Annotated in this window: 21 protein-coding genes, 1 tRNA gene and 3 pseudogenes; 17 read left to right on the top strand and 8 right to left on the bottom strand. The window is 44.6% G+C overall.

The genetic code is table 11. The features are described from left to right. Positions 1-10 precede the first annotated feature (10 nt). The 5 genes from KZE55_RS01235 (at position 11) to KZE55_RS01255 (ending at position 3,613) form a co-directional block, all read left to right on the top strand. Positions 11-238 carry a heavy-metal-associated domain-containing protein gene (locus KZE55_RS01235; protein WP_222258632.1) on the top strand — a complete coding sequence of 76 codons (228 nt, stop codon included), beginning with the start codon at positions 11-13 and terminating at the stop codon, positions 236-238. A gap of 1 nt (position 239) precedes the next feature. Then, positions 240-785 (top strand): DNA-binding protein, encoded by a 546-nt coding sequence (locus KZE55_RS01240; RefSeq protein WP_222258634.1) that lies wholly within the window; start codon positions 240-242, stop codon positions 783-785. A 26-nt stretch (positions 786-811) separates the two neighbouring features. Further along, positions 812-1,456 carry a Crp/Fnr family transcriptional regulator gene (locus tag KZE55_RS01245; RefSeq protein ID WP_222258636.1) on the top strand — a complete coding sequence of 215 codons (645 nt, stop codon included), beginning with the start codon at positions 812-814 and terminating at the stop codon, positions 1,454-1,456. A gap of 70 nt (positions 1,457-1,526) precedes the next feature. Then, entirely contained in the window at positions 1,527-1,925 is a 399-nt protein-coding gene (locus KZE55_RS01250) for an iron-sulfur cluster biosynthesis family protein (protein WP_222258638.1), read from the top strand. A 290-nt stretch (positions 1,926-2,215) separates the two neighbouring features. Beyond that, entirely contained in the window at positions 2,216-3,613 is a 1,398-nt protein-coding gene (locus KZE55_RS01255; protein WP_222258640.1) for an MFS transporter, read from the top strand. 78 nt (positions 3,614-3,691) lie between these two features. Here the strand turns inward: KZE55_RS01255 and KZE55_RS01260 are convergent, their stop codons facing one another. Then, positions 3,692-4,615 (bottom strand): MmcQ/YjbR family DNA-binding protein, encoded by a 924-nt coding sequence (locus KZE55_RS01260; RefSeq protein ID WP_261313267.1) that lies wholly within the window; start codon positions 4,613-4,615, stop codon positions 3,692-3,694. Positions 4,616-5,031: 416 nt separating this feature from the next. On the opposite strand from KZE55_RS01260, the gene KZE55_RS01265 reads away from it, so the two are divergent. From KZE55_RS01265 to KZE55_RS01280, 5 genes are all read left to right on the top strand, one after another. Further along, positions 5,032-5,676 carry an NAD(P)-dependent oxidoreductase gene (locus KZE55_RS01265; RefSeq protein ID WP_222258642.1) on the top strand — a complete coding sequence of 215 codons (645 nt, stop codon included), beginning with the start codon at positions 5,032-5,034 and terminating at the stop codon, positions 5,674-5,676. A gap of 169 nt (positions 5,677-5,845) precedes the next feature. Continuing rightward, complete coding sequence (locus tag KZE55_RS01270; protein ID WP_261313268.1) at positions 5,846-6,835, top strand: zinc-binding dehydrogenase; 990 nt, start codon at positions 5,846-5,848, stop codon at positions 6,833-6,835. A 31-nt stretch (positions 6,836-6,866) separates the two neighbouring features. Further along, positions 6,867-7,685, top strand: coding sequence for a MerR family transcriptional regulator (locus tag KZE55_RS01275; protein WP_222258644.1), 819 nt, complete (start codon positions 6,867-6,869; stop codon positions 7,683-7,685). Positions 7,686-7,752: 67 nt separating this feature from the next. Next, positions 7,753-7,887 carry a hypothetical protein gene (locus KZE55_RS10175; RefSeq protein WP_261313269.1) on the top strand — a complete coding sequence of 45 codons (135 nt, stop codon included), beginning with the start codon at positions 7,753-7,755 and terminating at the stop codon, positions 7,885-7,887. Further along, positions 7,862-8,191 carry a Cif family virulence factor gene (locus KZE55_RS01280; protein WP_202812208.1) on the top strand — a complete coding sequence of 110 codons (330 nt, stop codon included), beginning with the start codon at positions 7,862-7,864 and terminating at the stop codon, positions 8,189-8,191. The genes KZE55_RS10175 and KZE55_RS01280 overlap by 26 nt, the downstream gene beginning before the upstream one ends. 54 nt (positions 8,192-8,245) lie before the next feature. On the opposite strand, the gene KZE55_RS01285 is transcribed toward KZE55_RS01280, so the two are convergent. Beyond that, on the bottom strand, positions 8,246-9,337 hold the full coding sequence (locus tag KZE55_RS01285; protein ID WP_222258646.1) for an FRG domain-containing protein: 1,092 nt from the start codon (positions 9,335-9,337) through the stop codon (positions 8,246-8,248). A 98-nt stretch (positions 9,338-9,435) separates the two neighbouring features. Further along, positions 9,436-9,774, bottom strand: a pseudogene (gene spx / locus KZE55_RS01290) (transcriptional regulator Spx); the annotation flags it as partial. Positions 9,775-9,981: 207 nt separating this feature from the next. Here spx and KZE55_RS01295 point away from each other — a divergent pair. Beyond that, complete coding sequence (locus tag KZE55_RS01295; protein WP_222258647.1) at positions 9,982-11,316, top strand: replication-associated recombination protein A; 1,335 nt, start codon at positions 9,982-9,984, stop codon at positions 11,314-11,316. Positions 11,317-11,445: 129 nt separating this feature from the next. Beyond that, positions 11,446-12,042 carry a cation efflux transmembrane domain-containing protein gene (locus tag KZE55_RS01300; RefSeq protein ID WP_222258649.1) on the top strand — a complete coding sequence of 199 codons (597 nt, stop codon included), beginning with the start codon at positions 11,446-11,448 and terminating at the stop codon, positions 12,040-12,042. 158 nt (positions 12,043-12,200) lie between these two features. On the opposite strand, the gene KZE55_RS01305 is transcribed toward KZE55_RS01300, so the two are convergent. Then, positions 12,201-13,922, bottom strand: coding sequence for an IS1182 family transposase (locus tag KZE55_RS01305; RefSeq protein WP_463674775.1), 1,722 nt, complete (start codon positions 13,920-13,922; stop codon positions 12,201-12,203). Between the two features lie 245 nt (positions 13,923-14,167). Between KZE55_RS01305 and KZE55_RS01310 the strand changes: the two genes are divergently transcribed. Both KZE55_RS01310 and KZE55_RS01315 read left to right on the top strand, forming a co-directional pair. Then, a tRNA-Thr gene (locus KZE55_RS01310) sits at positions 14,168-14,240 on the top strand. A 368-nt stretch (positions 14,241-14,608) separates the two neighbouring features. Next, a pseudogene (locus KZE55_RS01315) lies at positions 14,609-15,532 on the top strand (IS30 family transposase). Positions 15,533-15,684: 152 nt separating this feature from the next. On the opposite strand, the gene KZE55_RS01320 reads toward KZE55_RS01315, so the two are convergent. Beyond that, positions 15,685-15,960 (bottom strand): hypothetical protein, encoded by a 276-nt coding sequence (locus tag KZE55_RS01320; RefSeq protein ID WP_047767846.1) that lies wholly within the window; start codon positions 15,958-15,960, stop codon positions 15,685-15,687. 118 nt (positions 15,961-16,078) lie between these two features. Then, entirely contained in the window at positions 16,079-16,351 is a 273-nt protein-coding gene (locus tag KZE55_RS01325; protein ID WP_222258651.1) for a hypothetical protein, read from the bottom strand. 88 nt (positions 16,352-16,439) lie between these two features. Here KZE55_RS01325 and KZE55_RS01330 point away from each other — a divergent pair, with 88 nt between their 5' ends. The 3 genes and pseudogenes from KZE55_RS01330 to KZE55_RS01340 all read left to right on the top strand — a co-directional run bounded on the left by KZE55_RS01330 (position 16,440) and on the right by KZE55_RS01340 (position 18,657). Then, positions 16,440-16,679, top strand: coding sequence for a hypothetical protein (locus KZE55_RS01330; protein ID WP_222258653.1), 240 nt, complete (start codon positions 16,440-16,442; stop codon positions 16,677-16,679). A 168-nt stretch (positions 16,680-16,847) separates the two neighbouring features. Beyond that, a pseudogene (locus KZE55_RS01335) lies at positions 16,848-18,353 on the top strand (ABC transporter substrate-binding protein/permease). A gap of 94 nt (positions 18,354-18,447) precedes the next feature. Continuing rightward, positions 18,448-18,657: a hypothetical protein gene (locus KZE55_RS01340; RefSeq protein WP_222258655.1), complete on the top strand. Its 210-nt coding sequence runs from the start codon at positions 18,448-18,450 to the stop codon at positions 18,655-18,657. A 117-nt stretch (positions 18,658-18,774) separates the two neighbouring features. Here the strand turns inward: KZE55_RS01340 and KZE55_RS01345 are convergent, their stop codons facing one another. Together KZE55_RS01345 and KZE55_RS01350 are read right to left on the bottom strand one after the other, a co-directional pair. Beyond that, entirely contained in the window at positions 18,775-19,686 is a 912-nt protein-coding gene (locus KZE55_RS01345) for a CotH kinase family protein (RefSeq protein WP_222259836.1), read from the bottom strand. After that, a complete protein-coding gene (locus KZE55_RS01350) occupies positions 19,671-21,548 on the bottom strand; it encodes a KxYKxGKxW signal peptide domain-containing protein (RefSeq protein ID WP_222258657.1) in 1,878 nt (625 codons plus the stop codon). The genes KZE55_RS01345 and KZE55_RS01350 overlap by 16 nt, the downstream gene beginning before the upstream one ends. Between the last annotated feature and the right edge of the window lie 158 nt (positions 21,549-21,706).

Raw genomic sequence — 21,706 nt, forward strand, 5'->3', positions numbered from 1 at the left:
AGTGTTAGAGATGGAAAAGGTAATGATGAAACTCGGCGGATTGACTTGCCCATCGTGCTTAACCAAGATTCAGAAAAGCGTTGAGGCGGTCAATGGTACCGCGGACGTAAAGGTACTCTTTAACGCGGGGAAGGTTAAGTTTAATCTTGACGTGACTGTTACCGCACCCAACGTTGTGCAGCAAAAGATTGAAAAAATGGGTTACACAGTTCAAGGAATCAAGACTAGGGAGGCCTAGTATGACAAGTGCAGAACAATACGAACAAGAACTGAAGCAGAGTGAGATTGACCACCACACCCCGACCGCTGGGGCAATGACCGGTCACGTTATTGCTAACCTGTTGATCCATTCACTAAAAATCAGTCAGGCTAAGTTATACGCTCAGGGACCGGCCGCCTTGTTTATGGCCCAGTACGGGGACCGGTGGATTGCCCACGAACAGGTCATGTTTGCGACACTTAACCGCTTGTTAGTTAACAATGGTGAAAGTATTCCCACGACAACGGACCAACTTGAGCAGTTCACGATGCTCGAAGAGAATGGCGCTAATAAATATGAGGCAGGTAATGACCAGTTATTTGACCTTATCAAAGACTTTGATACTCAGACATTGTTTATTACTAAGGCAATTAATCTAGGTCGGCAGTCAGATTGGCCGGAACTAGTGGATATTTTAACGGGCTTGTTGACATGGATTAAGGACCAAATTGCCCTTGCCCAGCGTTTCTTAGGACACGACCTAAAAACAGGGTTGTATACTGAAGAAGATGACGATGACTTTTAATAATTAGCCAGTGGGGGTAGATTTTAATGGCCGAAGAACTATGTGTACGGCTGGTAACGTTGTTTAACCAATTGAATGTTAAAAACCAACGGCAGGTCGAACAGCTGGTTCACCACGAACATGTTACCCGGGGAACGATTATTGTCAGTCCAGCGACTAGTAACCGTTTGGTGATTATTAGGCGCGGACGTGCCCGTATGTACCAACTGAGTATCAATGGTGAAGAACAGGTCCAGCGAATCCTGACCACTGGTGATTACGTCGGTGAAACCTGGCTGCTGGGGGTTGCCAATACCAGTAGTTACGTTGACGTAATGACTGATAGTGAAATTTGCGTGTTATACCGGGCAGACTTTATTCGCTTGATTCAAGATTACCAAGACATCGCCCTAAAACTTTTGACCGGTCAGGCAATGCTGATCAACAACCTACGTTGGCAAACCCAGTTGCTAAGAATACCGAATATTAATGAACGGTTGAACACTTACCTTAGGTGGTTAGCTGCTAAGCAGGGAAGTTCGACGGTTACCCTCCCTCTGAAGTTAAAGGACCTTTCCTCTTATTTAGGGACGACTCCTGAAACCTTATCTCGTAAACTGACTCAATTACAAAAAGATGGGGTGATTAACCGTCACTTACGGCAAATAAAAATCTTGAAAGAAACCTACTGAGCAGATTCCTTTATTTCTTACTAAAAGTGCATAAAATTAAAATTATTAAATATGGTTAAGGAGGGAATGGATGATGAAAAATCTAGTCGTTACGGATGAAGCACTGGAGCGGATTAAGCGGCACCTTCGTCCCGATAAGCAGATTGTGTTGGACTTTGATGATGGGGTCGGGCCGTTTTCGGCAATCGGTAACTGTAACCTCGAGGCAAACTACCGGCTGATTTTTGTTAATAAGGACGTTGACTTGCCGGACTTTGACGAAAAAGTCAGTTCCAATATTGGCGATATTCACATTAAGAGCGAGCTGTATGCAAATATTCAGTTTGAAGACCAAATGGAAATTCGCTTTGACCCGAAACACTTCACCATGCCATTGGTTAGCCCAACCAAGATCCTGACTGACAACATTGAAGTGGTTGATATCGATGAACCACTGCAAAAGGAGTACAGTGGAACCCACGATTGCTAGGTCAGGCTAGGCAGTTGAATAATGAAAAGAAACTGGGAAAGCATTAAAGCGCGCCTTTGGCTAGTGTAGGAGGTATAAACAATACCAGCTGAAGGCACCTTGATGCTTTTTCTCCGTTACTAGTATTGCAAAATATTTCATGCTATGATTAATAATGCAAATATGATAATTAATGACGTCCATTGCGGAATTGCCCGCAATAGCACGGGGAGTATGGGGGCATCTATCTATTGAATAGGTAGGTGCCTTTTTTGTTGTCGCCTCTAGTAAAAAAGGAGTTGAGTTGCCAAATGGAAAAGCAAAGTGAAAAAATTCAGGGCTGGATGGTGTTAGCCGTCATTGCTGCCGGAGTGATGTCCTTTGCTGGAGTGGTAGTTGAGACGGCCGTGAATATCTCATTTCCGACCCTGATGCGTGAGTTTAAAATTTCTACTGACCTGGTTCAGTGGATGACAACGATTTGTCTGCTGACCGTTTCCCTGACGGTCCCCTTATCTGCCTACCTGAAACGGCGGTTTAAGACTAAGCATCTCTTTGTTTTCGCCAACCTTACTTTTACGGTAGGCCTTTTGATTGATATTTTGGCCCCTAACTTTTGGCTTCTGCTTGTTGGCCGCTTGGTTCAGGGAATTGGGACCGGCGTGGCCCTACCGTTAATGTTTAACATCATCCTTGATTGGGTACCGCAGCGACGGGTTGGCATGATGATGGGACTAGGGACAATGATTACTGGGATTGCCCCGGCAGTTGGTCCAACCTATGGTGGCCTTTTGGTTAATAGCCTTGGTTGGCGGTGGATTTTTATCTTCCTGCTACCGCTGTTGGTCCTTTCATTAATTACGGGAATGGTGACCATTCGGCAAAAGGGGCGGCTAATGAAGACGGAATTTGACTGGCTGAGTTTGGTGACATTGATTTTAATGTTTGCCGGGTTGACCACCGGTTTTGCCAATATGGGTAGCCAACCACTGCTTTCCTGGTTGGTATTAGGCAGCTTTGCGATAGGACTGATCGGTACCATTGCCTTCATCACCCGTTCGCTGAAAATTACAAGTCCAATTGTAAATCTAACCCTTTTTGCCCGCCACCGCTTTGCCCGACTGGCATTTGCTTTTCTCCTCTTTCAACTAACCGCCTTAGGCCTTTCCTTTCTCGTGCCTAACTACATTCAACTGGTTAACCATGGCAGTGCAATGTTAGCGGGGCTAATTGTTTTACCCGGAGCTGCCCTTGGTGCAGTGACGGGACCCTTTGGTGGACGCCTTCTTGACCAGTTTGGTGCCCGCAAACCCGTCCTCAGTGGAGTGGTGCTCAACCTTATTGCGGTGATTGGCCTGACCTGCCTGGCCACTGGTCGGTTAACTAACTCAACGATTATCTTTTTGTACATTGCCTTTATGGTCGGCGCAGGTTTGTCCTTTGGTAATATTATGACGAGCGCTTTAGCAAGTTTGCCGGACCAAAGTAATGGGGATGGCAATGCCATTTTGAATACCCTTCAGCAGTTTGCCGGGGCTGTGGGGACGTCTATTGCGTCGACAATCGTTGCGGCCAGCCAAGCAAATCATGACCGGCCCCTGGACCAGGCGACTGCTATGGGTACCCAACACGCCTTGCTAGTCTTACTAGTTGCTTTACTGCTGGAATTGGCGCTGGTTTATTGGACGTTGCCGAAGGATAATCGTTAAAGTTACCAGGTGAGTCTGCGAGTAAATAAAGCGGCCCGCCAGCTAGAGAGTGACGAGTCCTTTTTCCAGTGCCACTTCTTACTTCTCAAGCTGCTTAAGCAAATCTGCCGGGACGTGGCGCGGCCCTTGGACAGAGGTCACCCCGTGTTGCTTGATGTAGGAAAGGGAAAACTGATTGTGAGCGTACTCCTTTTCGAACTGGAGCTTCATGACCCGGTTGATTTTTAACTGGGGACTCTGGTAATCATAGGGGATATCAGTTTCAACCACCCGACAGCGATAAATGATTGCCTTGATCGGTGCGGAAACGTAGAGAAATGCTGTGTCACCAACCCGGACCTTAGTCGACTGCTTCCAGGTAATGGTGTTGTTGTTAATGAAGGCGTGCATGATGTCGTAGTACTTCGGATTAGCAGGAATCAACCAGGCCCGGGGCTTGGTAAGAATTTGCCGACTGTCCTGGACAAGCTTTTGAAGTTTCTCGTCACCTAGGTGGTCGTCAAGGGTCACGCAAACCCAGTTTTTCTTGCTGAGGTGGTAACCGGGATAAATTCCCTTTCGTTTGAGGAGCGCAGAACGTTGTTGAGTGGTACAGCGGAGATCGATAACTTCGATCTTGGCTTGGTCGGGTGCCCCTTTATCAGTTAATCGGGCCCGGGGGATGTTCATTACTAACCCGTACCACTTTTGCGACTGGGGTTCACGAAAGGCCGCATAGTCGGGTAGTTTTTTGAAGACAAATTCTGGCTGATCGTGAAATTCCTGGTTAATCCAGGCGGCGAGCCGGTTGGCCTGGTCACTATGGAAAGGTTCAGTAATAAAACATTTCCGGGCAATTTCGTGGAGGAGGTCAATGTAGGAGGTACGAACTTGGGCGGCAAAGGGACCACAGTGAATTGCTCGCAGGGGGAGATATTCTTCGCCGGTACCGTTGTCGATGACGTTACCACTGATTTGACCATCACGACTGACCCGGATGATTGCCCGGAACTGTCCATCCATAAAGTCTTGCTTGAACTAGTAGTAATGTTTGCGCTTAGTAAAACCGGCAGCGAGGAATTTAGTGAAATCCGGGCGCTGCTTTTGGAAAGTCTCTTCTTCGATTGTCATGGTGGGCCTCCTAACTTTTTTATTATAATCCGGTTCTTGTTGGCCGGGCTAATGATTCGAATCAGTACAAGTTAAGGATTCGCTAGACCTGTTCGTTGGCTATAGGCGTTGACGAGATAAGATTACTGGGCACTCCACAGCGCTTCTTATTGAAGACATTCTAGTGCCGAAATATCTTGGTACGAAAGAGAAGCTATATTATATATTTCAAAGCCGAACTAAAAATGATGGCGAGTGGGAGTCGTAATGTTTACTGGCGAGTACTGTTTTATGGTAAGGTAACTATAAAATAGTAAGGAGTGACGACTATGACAAAAGTGGCGGTCATTGGTGCTTCCGGGATGGCCGGTAGTGCGATTTACCAGCAGGCAGTAGGGAAGGATAGATTAGCAGTGACGGGAATTATCCGTGATGAAGCCAAGGCCCGCCAGGTTCTGGGCGCTAACGCCAACCTGCTGATGGGGGATGTCTTGACGTTGAGTTCCGCTACGCTGGGGGAATTTGACATTATTGTGGACGCCTTTAATCCGGGCCCGGCCCACGCTGACCAGCAGCTTGACCTGGCGAAGAAACTGGTCCAGGTCGCCCAGCAGCACCCGGCACGACTGATCTTTATTCTGGGTGCCGGCAGCCTGCGGACGGGCAGTAACCGCCATTACTTCGTGGAAGACATCGCCAAAACCCCTGGGGCGGATAAATGGATCAATACGCCTCGTCAACAGCTTAAGGAGTATCAATACCTGATGACGGTTAACGACGTTGATTGGCTGGGTATTTCGCCGTCGGCCATGTTTGTGCCGGGCCCGGCTAGTAAATACGTTATCGGGGGTGACGACTTACTGGTTAACGGGGATGGTCAATCACAAGTCACCGCGGGGACGATGGCCAAGTTGGTTATCAACGAGGTTTGCGCCCCTCACCACCAGCAACGGATTACGGTGATTGACGATTGATGGCTTGTCTTCACGTGAAGCTGGTCTTTAGGAAAGTACTAAGAGGACGCTAGTATTCGGTTTTTTCGGATACTAGCGCCTTTTTTAACATTATTCGAAATACCAATTGACTGTTACGCAACGTTACAGGATACATTTAATGATAAAGAAACAAAAAGAGGCTTTAATTATGTCAAAGGATACAATGCAAGCTATTCAACTCACCCAGCCATGTGCTGCTGATGAATTACACCCGACGACGGTGCCGGTTCCCCAGCTAAAGCCTGGTTACGCCTTGGTCAAGGTCAAGGCCTTTGGCGTTAACGAATCCGAGGTAACGAGCCGGAAGGGTAAATCTTCACCAGACTTTAAATTTCCCCGGATCCTTGGTATCGAAGGGGTAGGAATCATTGACCGGGTCAACGCGGGCTCCAATTTTAAGCCGGGCCAAAAGGTGGTCACAATGATGGGCGGCATGGGTCGCGCCATTGATGGTTCCTATGCTGAATACATGTTGATTAAGGAGAAGAACCTGATTCCATTTGAAAGTGGCCTTGACTGGTCAATCATCGGTGCTTTACCAGAAATGCTCCAGACCGCCTATGGTTCAATTACCCAGGGCCTTCGCGTGCAAACGGGTGACCTTCTCTTAGTTTGGGGTGGCAGCTCGACGGTTGGCCTGATGGCGGCTGTCCTGGCGTATCACATGGGTGCCAAAGTGATTGCTAGCACGCGAAACGAAAACAAGCTGGCTACAATGGCGAAGTTGGGAAATGATTACCCAGTTTTGGATGACCGGGACTTTGCTGACCGGGTCAAGAAGATTGCACCAGACAAGGTCGACAAGGTACTGGAACTAGTTGGCTTTTCAACTCTCTTCCAGGATATGGGCTTAGTTAAGGAAGATGGTTATACTTGCTTTACCGGGGCCCTCGGTGGGAAGTGGACACTGAACAACTTTTCGCCATTCATGATTCCAACCGGTGTTTTCCTGACGAGCTACGCTGGCGAGGCTAAGGACTTGCCGGCAAAGTACTTTAACCACATCCTCAAATTGATTGAAGACCGTCAACTTACCGTACCGCTTGCCAAAGTTTACCACGGCCTGAGTGAGGTCGGTGAGGCGCAAGCTAACTTGGAGTCGGGCAAGTTTAGCGGTAAGCACGTAGTAGTCCTTTAAAAGAAACCTATCCTAAAAGAGGAATGAAAAAATGGATGATAAGCAGCTAATGACCATTTCACAATTTGCTAAGGCAGTCGGCACAACCCGGCGAACGCTTCTTTTTTATGACCAAAAGGGAATCTTCAAGCCCAAAAAGGCCATGGCTAATGGCTACCGTTACTACGGCTATGAGCAGATCTACAAGATGAATTTTATTCTGGGGCTCCGCGACCTCGGACTCTCAGTGGGAAATATTAAAGATTACCTCAACGATAATAGTTCAGAGACGCTTAACAGGAAACTTGGCGAACTGAAAGAAAAGGTTCAGACACGAATTAAGAATCTCCAGCAGGTACTAGCAATCCTAGACCAGAAGGAAGAAGATAACACCCAACTGACGAATGTTGGCTTTTATGTCGTCAAGAAAATTTTCTTCCCGCTTCGTGAGTTTTGGTGCTCGGACTTTAAAGTGGACTGCTCAGAAAAAGAAATCGCCCAGGCATACAGCAATTTCTACCAGCGGCTTGGCGCGGGAATTATGGCCAATAACATGCTATCTGGTTTCTTGACCGACTTACCTCAGGCCCAAGCAAATCGTTATGCCGATGCCGGCTTCCGAATTATTAAGGAAAAGTCCTTTGCCAGCCAGGTAAACATGCCAGTGATGAACCAGGCCAATGGTGAGTACGTGGTGGTTAAGGTCAAAAATGACGGTGCAGGGATTGAGAAGGGCCTTGCTGCACTTAGTGACTTTGTGGCCCAAGAAGGTCTCAAAATTGGTAATGACCTCTGGCAATTTAATCTCGGGGTGGACATCAAACGCCTCGGCCTGACGGAAAATAGTATTCTTGCTTACCAAATTATTTAGCAAAGGAATTTGACTGTTTCCCAACGTTACGGTGAATAATACCGTTAAAAGAAAAAGGAGAACGAAAATGAAAAGTGCGAAGACAGTTGCTAAACACGTTATTGAAATGGAAGAAGGAGCCCTTGATAAGTACTATGCTGGTGACATGACCGGTTACTATGATATTTGGTCGCACGATGATTTTTCTTACTTTGATACTTGACCATGCCAAACGGGTGGATAGCTTTGCTGCGATTAAGGATTTTATGGATAAGAACCTGGCGGGAAAGATGCACGCCGACACTTACCAGTTTGTGGCACCCCGGGTTCAGCTGCATGGCGACACTGCCATCTTGACCTACCAGCTGTTTGCTGATACGAATTTTATTAATATGAAATACAATGTGGTCGAGGTTTTCCAGAAGAACACCACCGGTGAATGGAAGGTGGTTCATTCGACTTGGGATACCATCACCCCATATGCTCGTGACCTTTCGCAAGACCAGAAGGGAACCGTCACCGCATAAGACAAACAAAAGCCTTGCACGCCAATTTACCGTGCAAGGCTTTACTAGCTTTAGTTAAAGACCTAGGTACTTGTCCTTGATCATCTCCGCCTTTTTGGCGTGATCTTCAGGATAGATGAAACTGTAATCAATCCCAAGCTTGGCCAGTTCGTCCAGGATCGGTCGCTTGTACTGGGCGGGGATGATGTACTTTTCCTTTTCATCTGGGTTTTCCGAATTATAGAGACTGAGAATATCGATTGCCAGCTGGGCCCGCTTTTCAACCTCTTCATAATCGATTTCCAATGATTGGTCATATTCGTCACCAATGAAGGGCACAAAAAGGAAAAGCCCCTGCTGGTTTTCCATCCGTCGGCTCATCCGCTTACTTGTGACGATCTTGGGCACGATTAGTTCAAGCGGGTTTAGCTTATTGGCGAAACTTGGGATATCGCGCTTGGCCTCTTCAAACAGCCGGAGGAAAGGCAGGGTTTGAAGGTCGTGCTTGAACTCGGCAAAGTAATTTGAATCTTCATCTTCGAAATAGTTCAAGTAGTCATCACTCCATAGGCGATGCTGCTGAGCAATGTAGCTATTATCTAATTGATAGAAGTTTTTGACAGTCTGGAAAAACGAGCTTTTGTCCGCCATTGATTGGCGGGCAAGCGATGACTCTAGTTGCATCTCATTGCTGAAAGCATTCTTTTTGAAGTAGTTATGGTTGGTAAGGCCGCTTTTAAAATTATATTCGTTGATTAGGTTGTGCCAACCGCGCTGGTTCAACATTTTCGCTAGTTTATCGGGATTCGGTTGGTCCTTATAAACATAAACTTCACCATTTCCCTGACCGCCCTTGACCGCGAAGAAGAGGGCAATCAGGGGGTTAGAACTAACATCCAGTAGCCGGGTCGGCAGGTGGTAGTGTTCCATAAGTGCCATCCGTTCAAAGTTTGTCCGACACTTTTCGAAGAGCTGGGGGTCCGTCATGAGGAAGTCATTAAACAGGTTGTCTTCGTTATCGAGCAGTTTCCGACTCCGAAAAATTGCTGGCAAGGTATTAGAAAAGGCATCATCTTGCCCACGGAAGTAATAATTATGTTCCTTATTGTTAATCAACTTTTCAATTTCTTGGATATAGTTAGAAACGGTTTGGATGTTATGGATCATTAAACTAGCCTACCTTTACAAAGCCAGAGTGCGTCTTCGTAAATAAATTTTAAACTAGCTCAACAGGAAATACTAGTGTAAACGCTTAACGTTTTTAACTAGGCAACGTTCGCCCGGCATTGAGCAGCCTGCAATTCAAGAATGCGGACTTCGCGGGGAATAAACTGGCGGATATCGTCGGCATTATAACCAATCTGGAGCCGTTGCTCATCAACGATTAGCGGGTATCGTAGAAGAGACGGATTCTGGTTGATCAGCCCTAGCAGCTCTTTTAGCGATAGGTCGTCATTAAGCACCCGTACCTTTAACCGCTTGTAAGCCTTAGAGCGGGTACAGATAATATCTTTTGTACCATTTTCGGTTAGGTAAAGGATTTGTTTAAACTCCGTAAAGGTGAGGCGACTATTTGCGACGTTGCGTTCACTAAAGGCGAGGTGGTGATCTTCTAACTACGCCCGGGCCTTGCGCGATGAACTACTTTGCGGTGATACAAATAGTTTGATCATTAGAAAAACTCCCTTCTGTTTTGTTGTTCAGCATAAACTAGGACGCAACGTTACAGTCAAGTTACTTTAGTAGCTTTGTCCTTGATGGTGTCTTATTCTCGTAGAAGAACTGATTGTTAGATGAAAGGAGAACTGGTAATGGCTGAAGATATATCATTATTTGGCAGTCCGGCGGGTGGACACTTTAAGCAGCCACTGGCTAACCGGATGCGCCCGCATAAACTAACTGAGATGGTGGGTCAGGAGCACTTGTTGGCGGCCGGGAAGCCACTTCGTCAAATCATTGATCAACACATCCCCATCCCCTTGATTTTGTGGGGGCCACCAGGAACGGGGAAGACGACCCTTGCCCACGTGGTTGCTAACGAACTCCACTACCCCTTTGAACAGTTCAACGCCAGCATTGAAAACAAGGGTCAGTTAACTAAGTTGATTAATCGCCACCCGACTGAGTCATTCGTCTTGCTCCTGGATGAAATTCACCGCTTGACTAAACCAATCCAGGACTACCTATTACCCTACCTGGAAAATGGTCATGTTCTTTTGGTCGGAGCGACCACGGAGAACCCGATTTTATCACTTGTTCCCGCAATTCGGTCCCGCTGTCAGATCTTTGAGTTTCATCCTTTAAAGACGGCGGATATCCAACAAATGGTCGTCCGGGCCGCCCACCGGGTTTTTGATTACCAAATTCCTGCCGAAATTGCTCACATGATTGCCAACACCGGCAATGGTGATGTGCGGACGGCATTGAATGTTCTTGATACCCTTTACGCCATGTACCAGGAAAAACTGACGGTTAGCCAGGTAAGAAATTTTAGCCGCCAGCAGCACCTGACATACGATAAGGATGCCACCCAGCATTATGACTACCTTTCAGCATGGCGTGACTCTGTTGAGGGTTCTGATGCCGATGCCGCCCTTTACTATTTAGCGGTTTTACTGGAGGCTGGGGATCTTGAATCGGTCGTGCGCAGTTTGAAAGACATGAGTGCTCTTGATATGGGCATGGCTGACCCGGCGCGGGCCGTCCAGGTAATCACGCTTGCCAATACGGCCTTAGAGATTGGCTTGCCACGAGCTAGTACCCACGTGGCCATGGCGACAATGTTGTTGGCAATCAGTCCGCGGTCCGACTCGGCAATGCAAGCTTACCGGCGGGCAGCAAAGGACGCCCAAAATGCTAGTCAGCACCCGATGCCACCGTACCTGCTGGATGTTCATTATAAGGGAGCGGACAAGTTGCGTGGTGCCGGATTAATGAAAAACATGTTTGAAGAACCGAAGAAAGTCGCTAAGCAACCATATCTACCAGCTGATTTAATCGGCCGCCACTACTATGAGCCGGCGCCAAATGAGAACGAGCAACGGTTGTACTACCAATACCAGAAGTTGTTTGAGTACATTTACCAACGACCATTTAAGCCCGATTCAAGGCTAAGTCACTTTGATCACTTTAACCCGTATCAATAGGGACGCTTTGTCAAATAACTCTTTCATCCAGACAATGATTGGGAAAATCTGAGTGGTAATTTAACATTTCTACCAACCTCGTTATAATTGACCTGGTATATTGAATAAAGAAATGGGAGGTGAAATGAGATGGTAACTCCAAAGCCTTATTTTCAAGGTATTATGGTGGAAATCTTTTCCCTGGCCTGGATGGTGCTTGAATTTTTAATTGGCTGCTGGTCAGGAATTCAGGCCCATTCTCTTTTGCTAATTGCCTTTGGCCTTGACAGTTTACTGGAAATTATCTCCGGAGGTGCACTATTATGGCGGTTACTGGTTAGTACCCGCCTGTCAGCTGGTGCAATTGCAAAAGTGGAAAGGCAGGCCAGTCGGATCGTTGGTTGGTGTTTGATGGCCCTGGCTGTTTACATTATCGTAACGTCTGGATATAACCTGTTGACTCACCAAGGTGCTGAAAGAAGTTTATTAGGTACCCTAATGGCCTTGGCATCGCTGATTTGCATGCCAATCTTGATGGTTATCAAGCTCCGGATCGCTGAGCAGATTGACTCAGCAGCTCTCAAAGAGGATGCCATGTGTAATTTAACCTGTGCCTATACCGCTGGAGCAGTCTTGGTTGGCAACCTGCTAACCATCTGGCAGGGCTGGTGGTGGTCAGACAGTATCTTCTCCCTCCTATTAGTTATCTTGATTGTAAAAGAGGGACTTGAGGGCATTCGTGCCTAGGTTTTGACCATGGTTGACACCAAAATTAAAAATAAATGTGAAAAATTATTGTATTTTAATTTTAGCCATGATAATATATAAAACATCAATTAACGAAAGAGAGGACAAGAGAATGCTTTTAACTGCCAATGCACAAGTTAAAATTATTATTATTCGGATCATTGAATAGGTGGTGCGGATAATTTAGTGCTGTTCGCATTGCCAAAAGGAGGTGCGGACAGTAACGGTAATGGCATTTTCTTGTCAGGGGGTTGTGACAAAAGCCTCTGAATCAGAAGCTCCATTCGGAATTTAACAAAAATTCTGAATGGAGCTTTTTGATTATCTGAATATTTTGAGAAAATGAGCGGCCTCCCGGCCATTTTCTTCATGTTTAATGCCATTAAAGCAATCCCAATTTGTCTTTTGGCTTTCTTAAGACCACGTACTGTGAATCTTTTAAAACCCAAATAAGCCTTCAAGTTACCAAAAACAGTCTCTACATCGTACTTACGACGGGAGTAAGTGTTGGAATTTGAAAGCGACTCGCGAGCTTTCGACTTAAAATATTCCCACTGTGGGTTCACCATAAGGTACTTAGTGTTCCCATGTGGTGTTAATGCCTGAGAAATAATTTGATGATTCTCATCATACTTCTCTGCTTGATATACTTTGAAATCACGACGGAATTTGTATTTATCATTTCGGTATGCGTATCGTTTAAAGTTGAATCGGACGCCCTGTGGGTTTACATAAAAGTCATCAGCCTCATGATATTCCCAGTTCATTACTTTTCGATCATCAGAACGCCACTTACGGCTATTCTCTTTAATCATGGTGCTGTAAGGAATTAAAGCTGTACAATCAGATAGCTCATCTTCGATATACTTATAATTGCGTTCTGATCCGTAACCAGCATCGGCAACAATTTCTCGCCCCAAAACTTCGTTCTGGGCGAGATGAGATAAGAATGGGATTAATGTTCTAGTATCGGTTGGGTTCTGCATGAGTTCATAACCCAGCACGTACTGTGAGCTAGTCATAATTTGAAGATTATACGCTGGCTTTGTTTGACCATTACGCATCGGATCTTCCTTTAAACGCATAAAAGTAGCGTCATGATCGGTTTTGGAATAGCTATTACGTTGGCCAGCAATCTGCGATTGGGCTTGGTATTCAAGATGCTTTTGACGACAATGGTCTAAAGCATGGAGATACTTTTTGGCATGACGTCGTTCCTGCTTGACCGGATTGGGCGAAACCTTTGCGGTTTCGGCCACCCGTTGGTTTAACTCTTCAATCCGTTGTTCAAGTAAGGCAATAATCGTATCAAGTTGATCAATGTCAAAGCTATCTTCATCAACATCAATCTTAACTTCTGCTTGCTTAATTTCACGAATTAGTTTTTGAGCCTTTTCAACGTTTAATTCGCGATACTTAATGGTGCGTTTCTTCCAAACAAAGGAATACTTATTTGCGTTAGCTAAAATCTTAGTGCCATCAATGAATGAAGCCTCATCGATCATTCCCTGAGCCTTTAAATAGTCATGAAATTCCTTGAAACTACTCTGAATCATATCTTCCAATTCTTGGGAGACAATGAAGCGAGCAATGGTGCGGTAGGTTGGGCGCTGTTCTTGAGTCAACCACATCGCAACAATGTTTTCACGAGCAAAGCGTTCAATTTTCCTAGAGAAAATGATACCATAGCTGTAAGCCAGTAAAACTAACTTTAACAGCATTCGTGGATCATACTCTCTTGGTCGACCCATAATATTGGGTCGCCGCAGCGCTAAGCTTTCAACCAGCCGATTAATATAACGTGCTGGATGATTTAACTCAGGTTCATAAGCAGTAGGTATGTTCAAACTAAGTTGATTCATGTTATAATCAGGTTCCAATGTTTTTGTATCCTTTCGAGGGTATTTTGGAGGCATCGACGGTCAGGTCGATGTCTTTTCTTTTACTAATATTTTAAAGGAAAATGGAGTTAAATGAAATCCGAAAATTTCATCTAACTCCATTAATTATTTGGGACTTATGTCACAGCCCCTTTTTTTATGGAAAAATGGTGATAATTTGGTAATTTGAAAATTTCCTTTGCATCTTTGCTAATATCTGTTATACTATTATTCGTTGGTTAAATGCTGACTTAGCTCAGTTGGCAGAGCACGTCATTAGTAATGATGAGGTCGGAGGTTCGAATCCTCTAGTCAGCATAAATAAAACTTACAAAGTTTATCAATCCTTGATATATCAACGTTTTGCAAAGGTATATCAAAGATTGTTTTTGTTTATTTAAGAATGTAATGCACACGGCTGTGCACACAGAAAAGCTGTGTGCATGATCTTGCAGCGGAAAAAGGCTGTATACACTGATTTAATCGGCTTTGTGCCCATTTTTTTGTGTGCGGCGAATTTAAAATGTTATTAATGACACTTTAGCAAATTGTTGATGCTGGATTAAAATAGTATACTTTAATGTATGGTAGATTGTAAAATTTAAGTTGAACATTTAAGTGGACAGAAAAAACCATCAAGGTCTTTAATGGTGTTACCACACAATCCATTAGAAAGAAGGACCTTGATGAGCACCACTATTTTATCATTCCAGAACCGTGTTGTCATTGAAACGCTTCATAATGAAGGACGTTCCTTGCGATACATCGCTAACTACTTAGGCTTTAGTAAGACCACCATCTTTAACGAACTTCACCGGCTAAATAGTGAGTACCGGGCTGAGCTAGCGCAAACTGACTTTGAACGCAAGGTTAGTCAACGGGGGCGGAAGTCTTCGCTCACTAAAAACCTTAAACACTTGATCGAGGAAAAGATTCAAGTCCAGAAGTGGTCCCCTGAACAAGTTGCCCATGTAGTTGGAATTGCCTACAAGACGGTCTATAACTGGATTGATTAAGGATGGCTTGATGTACAGTTGCCCGATTTGCCTGATCATGGAATGCGTCGTCATCGTGCTAAAGAAAAGCGTGGTACGTTCAGTCACGGCCGCTCCATTGAGGAGCGGCCTCATAAAGTCGAAACTCGCCAGGAATTCGGCCACTTTGAAGCTGATACCGTACTTTCTGGCAAACGTAAAGGCCAAGCTGTGGCTACTTTTGTGGAGCGTAAGAGTCGCCTGACAATTGTTAAACGGCTCCATGGTCGCGACAGTCAGTCCATGACTCAAGCCGTACTTGAACTAGCTAGTCAACTTCAAGACAAGCTCAAGACGCTTACCGTAGATCATGGTAAAGAGTTCGCTAACTACCAGGCAATTGAGCAGCGAACTGGTACTCCGGTTTATTTTGCTCATGCTTATTCACCACATGAACAAGGCAGTAATGAAAACCGTAACCGAGTTTTACGACGCTTTATTCCCAAAGGCCAAGCCATTGAAGAGTTAAGCGATCACAAGCTGATTCAAATTAATTGGTATTTGAATTCCCGGCCACTTAAATGTCTTAATTGGCATACACCAATCGAGATCTTCCTGCTTAATCTACGTCACTAAATTCGTTCAAGTTATTTCTTGCAATCTGCCTTAAATTAAATTCAAAGAAACACCCTAATATACTTGACTATTCGTAGAAAAATATAAGTTCCGTTCGCAAATCCATCTAGTTTGCGAACGGAACTTATATTTTTAGACTGGCACTTGTTTTATTAATCTTTGTATACGTCTTGTGTTTTACCAGTTAATGAGATTTTATCCAGACCATTATTAAGCTCATAGTGGTCATCATTGACTTGCTTTTCCCGATAGCCAGCTTGGGTGAAAGCGTCAACTAACTTGGCCATAAACTTGTGCCCGGCTGCTGGTGTTTCGTAGATCATATTGTCTAGATACATTGGCCGATCAGTACTCTGTCGAACAAATGTGATTAGGTAAACCTGTTTATCAGTCTTGGTGATTTCCGAAGCGTTTTGCATTAATGACATTCTAATCCCCTCCTTTTTCTATTATACTTACTTTTATAAAAACATTTCAATAACTGGGGGTTAAAAAGAGGTTGGCCCAGGAAAAATTACCAATTTTTTACTGTTTAAAATTTAGAGTTTACTGCCACTTTTCGATTCTTCGCCGGTTGATTCTGAACCCTTTAACAGCCCACTTGATCCACCGGGTAATGGTTTTCTTGCCGAGTCTGAGGGGACGGGAAATTACTTCTTCAAAAGTATCCATATACAGGTTACCGTACTTGTCGAGGTGGCCAAACTGATGATGGTCGATTTTAAATGAATAGACATCTTCACCCTTACTTACCGGGTCGATCTCAACATCATTATTTTTCATTACTGATAACAGATCTTCATTCGTCATTGTTTTCATTAAAGTGATTCCCCTTTCATAATACTTACCTTTATTGTAGAGTTAATTTGTAATTAAGTTAAATCAATTCCCAAATGGAGGTGGAAAAATGAATCCGGATACGTTTCAAAGCCTGCAAGATTGGCTGCGTGGCCGTCATTATGACGTCGAACTTGATGGTCAAAAATTAGTTTTAAAACGAGGAACAAAGGAAATGGCTAAAGTAACGCCACCAGACCGTTATCAGGTTTCAGCAGTCGATATGACCTTTGATGAGTGGGTCGAATTTAATAAGTGCCTGCGGAATATTCGTCATTATTTAGTAGCCCAAGGGCAAGCAGGTAAGTAGTCATTTGATATGATTTAGTAATTACTGAGACTGGTACACGAGTACCGGTCTTTTTTATACATTGATTCACCTAACTAATGAATAAAAATACTATTCTTACAAAATATACTGAATAATGACTACTGAAGATGTATATTTAAACCAATTAATTTTGAAGAAGGTGTTGATATGAAGAAAATCAAGCAATTATTACTGCTGATTGCAATCCTCCTTCCTTTCCTGTTTGCACCAGCAGGGGTACTTGCGGATACCAACTCTGCCAGCAGTTCATCGAATCAGGCTGCTGATAAGCAAAGTAGTGTTGCGGCAATTAAAAAGCGGGGAAAGATTGTAATTGGGACGGCAGCCGATTATCCACCGTATGAATTCTCCGTTAAGGAAAACGGGGTTAGCAAGCGGGTCGGGATCGACATTGATCTTGGTAAACAACTAGCAAAGGACTTGGGCGTCAAAGCCGAGTTTAAGGTAATGAATTTTGATTCCCTATTAGTGGCCTTAGAGACGCACAAGGTTGATGTTGTGATTGCGGCCATGAGTCCGACTCCTGAACGGGCCAAGAGTGTGGACTTTTCCAAGGTTTATTATGGTGACAACCAAGATATCGTCATCAACAAGGCCGAAGAGTCCAAGTACAAGAACTTGAAAGACTTTAACGGGAAAGTAATTGGGGCCCAGAACGGCTCTGAGCAATACGACCTAGCCAAGCAACAGATGAAGGGGGCCAAGCTTAAAGGCCTTGACCGGGTAAACAACTTAATCATTGCCCTCCAGTCACACAAAGTCGATGGGGTTGTAATGGACTCGACCCGGGCAAAGGCCTTCGTTGCTAATAATGATAAGTTGAAAGCCATTAACCCCCACTTCAAAGTAAGTGGACAATAGGGGACAGCTGTGGCAGTTGCTAAGGACTCGCCAGGACTTGTTGCAGCTACCAATAAGACGATTACCAAGTTGCAAAAGCACAATACTTTTGACAAAGTATACGTTCCCCGGGCTGGTAAGTACATGAGTCAGGGGACCAAGCAAAATACCGTTTTGAATTACTGGAATTACTTTGTACGGGGGATTGTTTACACCCTGGTCATTACGGTTTTCTCCGTCTTCTTTGGTTTCATCCTGGGCTTTATCTTTGCAATGTTCCGGCGGTCCAAGAATAGGATCTTGCATAGCTTAGCGATTGCCTACATTGAATTTATCCGGGGGACCCCAATGATGGTCCAGGTAATGTTTGTCTACTTCGGAATCGGTGAAATTATTCAAAACATCCCCGCCCTAGTTGCCGGAATTATTGCCGTTTCCATTAATTCTGGGGCTTACGTGGCCGAAATTATCCGGTCTGGAATTCAGGCCATTGATTACGGACAAGTCGAAGCATCCCGAAGCTTAGGAATGAGCAAGAAATTGGCAATGCGGTATGTGATTATGCCCCAGGCGCTGCGTAACATTTGGCCCGCACTAGGTAATGAATTCATCACCCTATTAAAGGACAGTTCGATTGTTTCCGTTATCGGGGTCACGGAACTGATGTACCAAACCCAGCTTGTCCAGTCCGCTACTTACAAGGGTGCCTTTCCGTTGTTTATTGCGATGATGATTTACTTTATTCTGACCTTCTCCTTAACCCGGTTACTTAATTATGGAGAACGGCGATTAAACCGGTCAAGACAAGGGTAAGTTTTCGGGGCACTTAAGAAATGCTAAATTTACCAGAAAAATTAACACATTTTACGAAAAAGCATTATAATGTAATAAGAAAGGAAGCATAATCATGGAAATTAATGAAGATGCTCTTAAGAACTTCCAAAACTCGAAGTTTGATTTTGTTGATGCTAAAGGTAACGATGTTGACTTTAACAATTTGAGTGATGACACCACCTACACACTTCGTGATGGCAAAGCCATTGTTGAAGACAACATGAAGGCCAAGGATGTTGTTGACACTATCAACAATGAGTATGGCAAGACCTTAGATGTTTAATCATTCATTACCATATATGCTAAATTTCGAAATCTTCCCAAGCTACTAATTTGGGAAGATTTTTTCGTTTAAAAAGCCCTAGCGTACGGATTTGTCCGCGACTAGGGCTTTGTGTTATTAAATTAAGCCAAGAAAATGGTCGACATTGGCGAGTCGCTGCTGGTAGCTGTTAAGCAGGTCTTCTATATTGGTATCTATCGACATAATCGCGCCATTATAAAGGGTATTCCAAGTCATGTCCAAGTCGTAAGGCATTAGTACCCACTTGCTGCCCGCCTTGCTAATGTAAGTAATGTTTTTCGTGATTCCGTCGACGTCATTAATTGCTGAAATGAAGGTGAGGTAGTCAATTGCGGCGAAAACGTCGAGGTACTGCTCTTCTAGCTTGTAATAGTCGGCATCGCTCGCATTCGCTAGCTGGTAGAGCTCATTAAACCGGTCGACAACCGATTGATCAACCTTCTTTGGTGAGCGGTTGTTAAATGCAGTGTCAACAAGGTCGTCAGTGGTAAATGGTTGGGTGAATGTTGACAAGTCAGATTGGTTATCACTTAAGGCAATGTTGTCTGACAACTTATCATCAAGGTTATATAGCTTGTCTTCCTGGTAGGTTTCTAAAACGTATAGACCCTGGTCAAGATTATTGATACCCAGTTCTAATGGGATGCCGGCAACCTGACCATAGTTCGGCATATCGTTAACGATCGAATTAGCTAAATTGGGTCGGGAAGCCGTAATCTGCTTGAATAACTCAGCATTGACGATATTGAGTCCCGCGGTCGGGTCGGTATAGCAAGCTTTAAGGTTGAAAGAGTTAGTTTTGAAGCCGCTATTTTGAAGCTCGACCTTAAGTTTTTTAGTCATTGCTTGATCTTTAAAAAGCTTAAGGCGGTAGCCCTTCTTTGGCCAAGCCAGGCTACTGTTTCCTTGCCATTTGATTGTGGCCCAACCATCAATAATGACGCCATTGGTTAATTTAATGCTAATTTGAACCGGCTTACGGTTATCCTTGGTTATTTTATTCCCGATAAGTTGCCAGTAAAGTTAATTCGGCCGATTTGAGTATCAGTATTCTTTGTGATGGTATTAAGAATATTGCCGTTAGTATCGGTTCGGTAAAGGATACCATTGGCAACAAAGTTTTTAACCGCCTGCCCCCGGTCATTGTAGTAAAAGGCGCGGTTATCTTTAGTGAAGATTACCCGGTTACGCAAAAAACCGTTTTGAATTGGCTGGGTATAAATATCGGCATAGTTGCCTTCTCCATCAGCCTGGTTGCTGAAGCGGAGGACAAAATTTAAGTTCCCGTTGACCGTTGTTGGTAGTTGGATAGCGGCGTTAAAGCCACTCATTTCACTGTTATAGATTATTGGGTAAACTGAAGCGACATCTTCACGAGGTGTCATGGTGACCCGTTGGCGACCAATTTCTTGACCATCTTGCAGGACAATCACATATGCGTATTTCTTACCAATGGCATTGTCGTTGGCAAACCAACCACTGACGGTCAGTTTATTTTGAGCATCAATCTGGTAGCTATCAATGGAGAATGCCTGCTGGTTAAGAGTTTTTATAGGGAACCAAAAGCCAGTATGGTTAGCGGCAACACCATCATCACCGTTACCCTGGTCAATAACTGAATAACGACTTACCAAAGAGTAGTCATGCCCTGGTGTTAAGCGAATTCGTGCGAAGTCGTAGTTAAAACGGGCATTACCAGCTGAACATGTGTCTGGATAAGCTTTAGCAACGTCAAGGGATGGGTTAGTAGGGACAAGGGCACTGGCTACTTGCATTTTAGCGGTATTATCAAAGAGAATAAGAAAATGATATGGTTGATAAATTGCTGCATCATTGGCGTGCCAACCACTAACTGTTAATCGTCCCGTGCTTAGTTTGTAAGGGCCCAGCCAGCCCCGGTTAATTTTTCGAACCGGAGTAAACCAAAAGTCGGTTGTATCAGTTCCGTTGCCAACTGGGTCATTGGTCCACCTGCTAACAACTGTGACGGCGCCCTGGCTATATTGGGGTGTTAATTTGAACGTAACGTCAAAGCCTGATCCGGCCGCATTACCGATTGTCGGAAATGTCTGGGCAACATCAGGACGTTGAATGGGTGTTACTAACTGACGAGCGATTTCCTGGTTACTTGTCTGATCATAAATGATAATGTAATGGTATTTTTTGCCGGATGCCTGGTTGCTGGCGTGCCAGCCACGCAAATGAAGGACAGCACTTTGGTCAGATGCTATTTGGTCGAGGTTGGCGCGGTTCGTGTTATCAATAATGACGGGAGCAAACCAGAAATCGGTTCGTTGACCTTCACCATTAATTGCGTCATTACTGTACCGGGCAACTAGGCTGATGGAATGCCCGTTAATGTTACTTGGGAGGACAAAGCTAACGTTGAACCCACTAAAACGGCTATTGGCAGTGTTGGGATAGGTAGCCTGGACATCTGGCCGGTCTACCGGTGCCACCCTTTGTCGTGAGATTTCTCCTTTGGCGGTATTGTCATACAGGATGGCGTAACGGTAACGTTCACCATTGCTTTGACCGCAGGCATGCCAGCCGCTCGCCCGGAAAATATTTTGACCATTTTCATCAGTAGTGACCTGGTAATGGTCAAGCCAGCCATTGTTGGCAGATGGGTTGTTGAAAGTTGCCTGGTCGACTGGAACCTCATTTTCCGTAGTAGTGGCAACCGCCTGGGCTGGTGCAGGCCTTGAAGTACTGGAATCGGTAACCAGGCTAGTTGTAATTTGATTGTTATCTGCATAAGCATCCGCATGCAAGGCTGCCATTCCAATTGTTAGAGAGGCAATGGTAACTGCTGTACAGCACCATAGCTTGCCATGCTTGTAAAGTTTATAACGTCGTTTATCTTCCACAATAAAACCTCCAAAATGAAAAGCACTACGTTTAAATTCTAACATAGCGTGTACTGTAACCGCTATCAATGGAAGATAAATAAAAGCGAAACTGGGGAAAACAATAGGGCAATCGTTGTAACATTCAGAAAGTAAAAAAGCTGGCGAGAAAAACATCG

This window comes from Limosilactobacillus panis (assembly GCF_019797825.1).
Lineage (GTDB): Bacteria > Bacillota > Bacilli > Lactobacillales > Lactobacillaceae > Limosilactobacillus > Limosilactobacillus panis_A.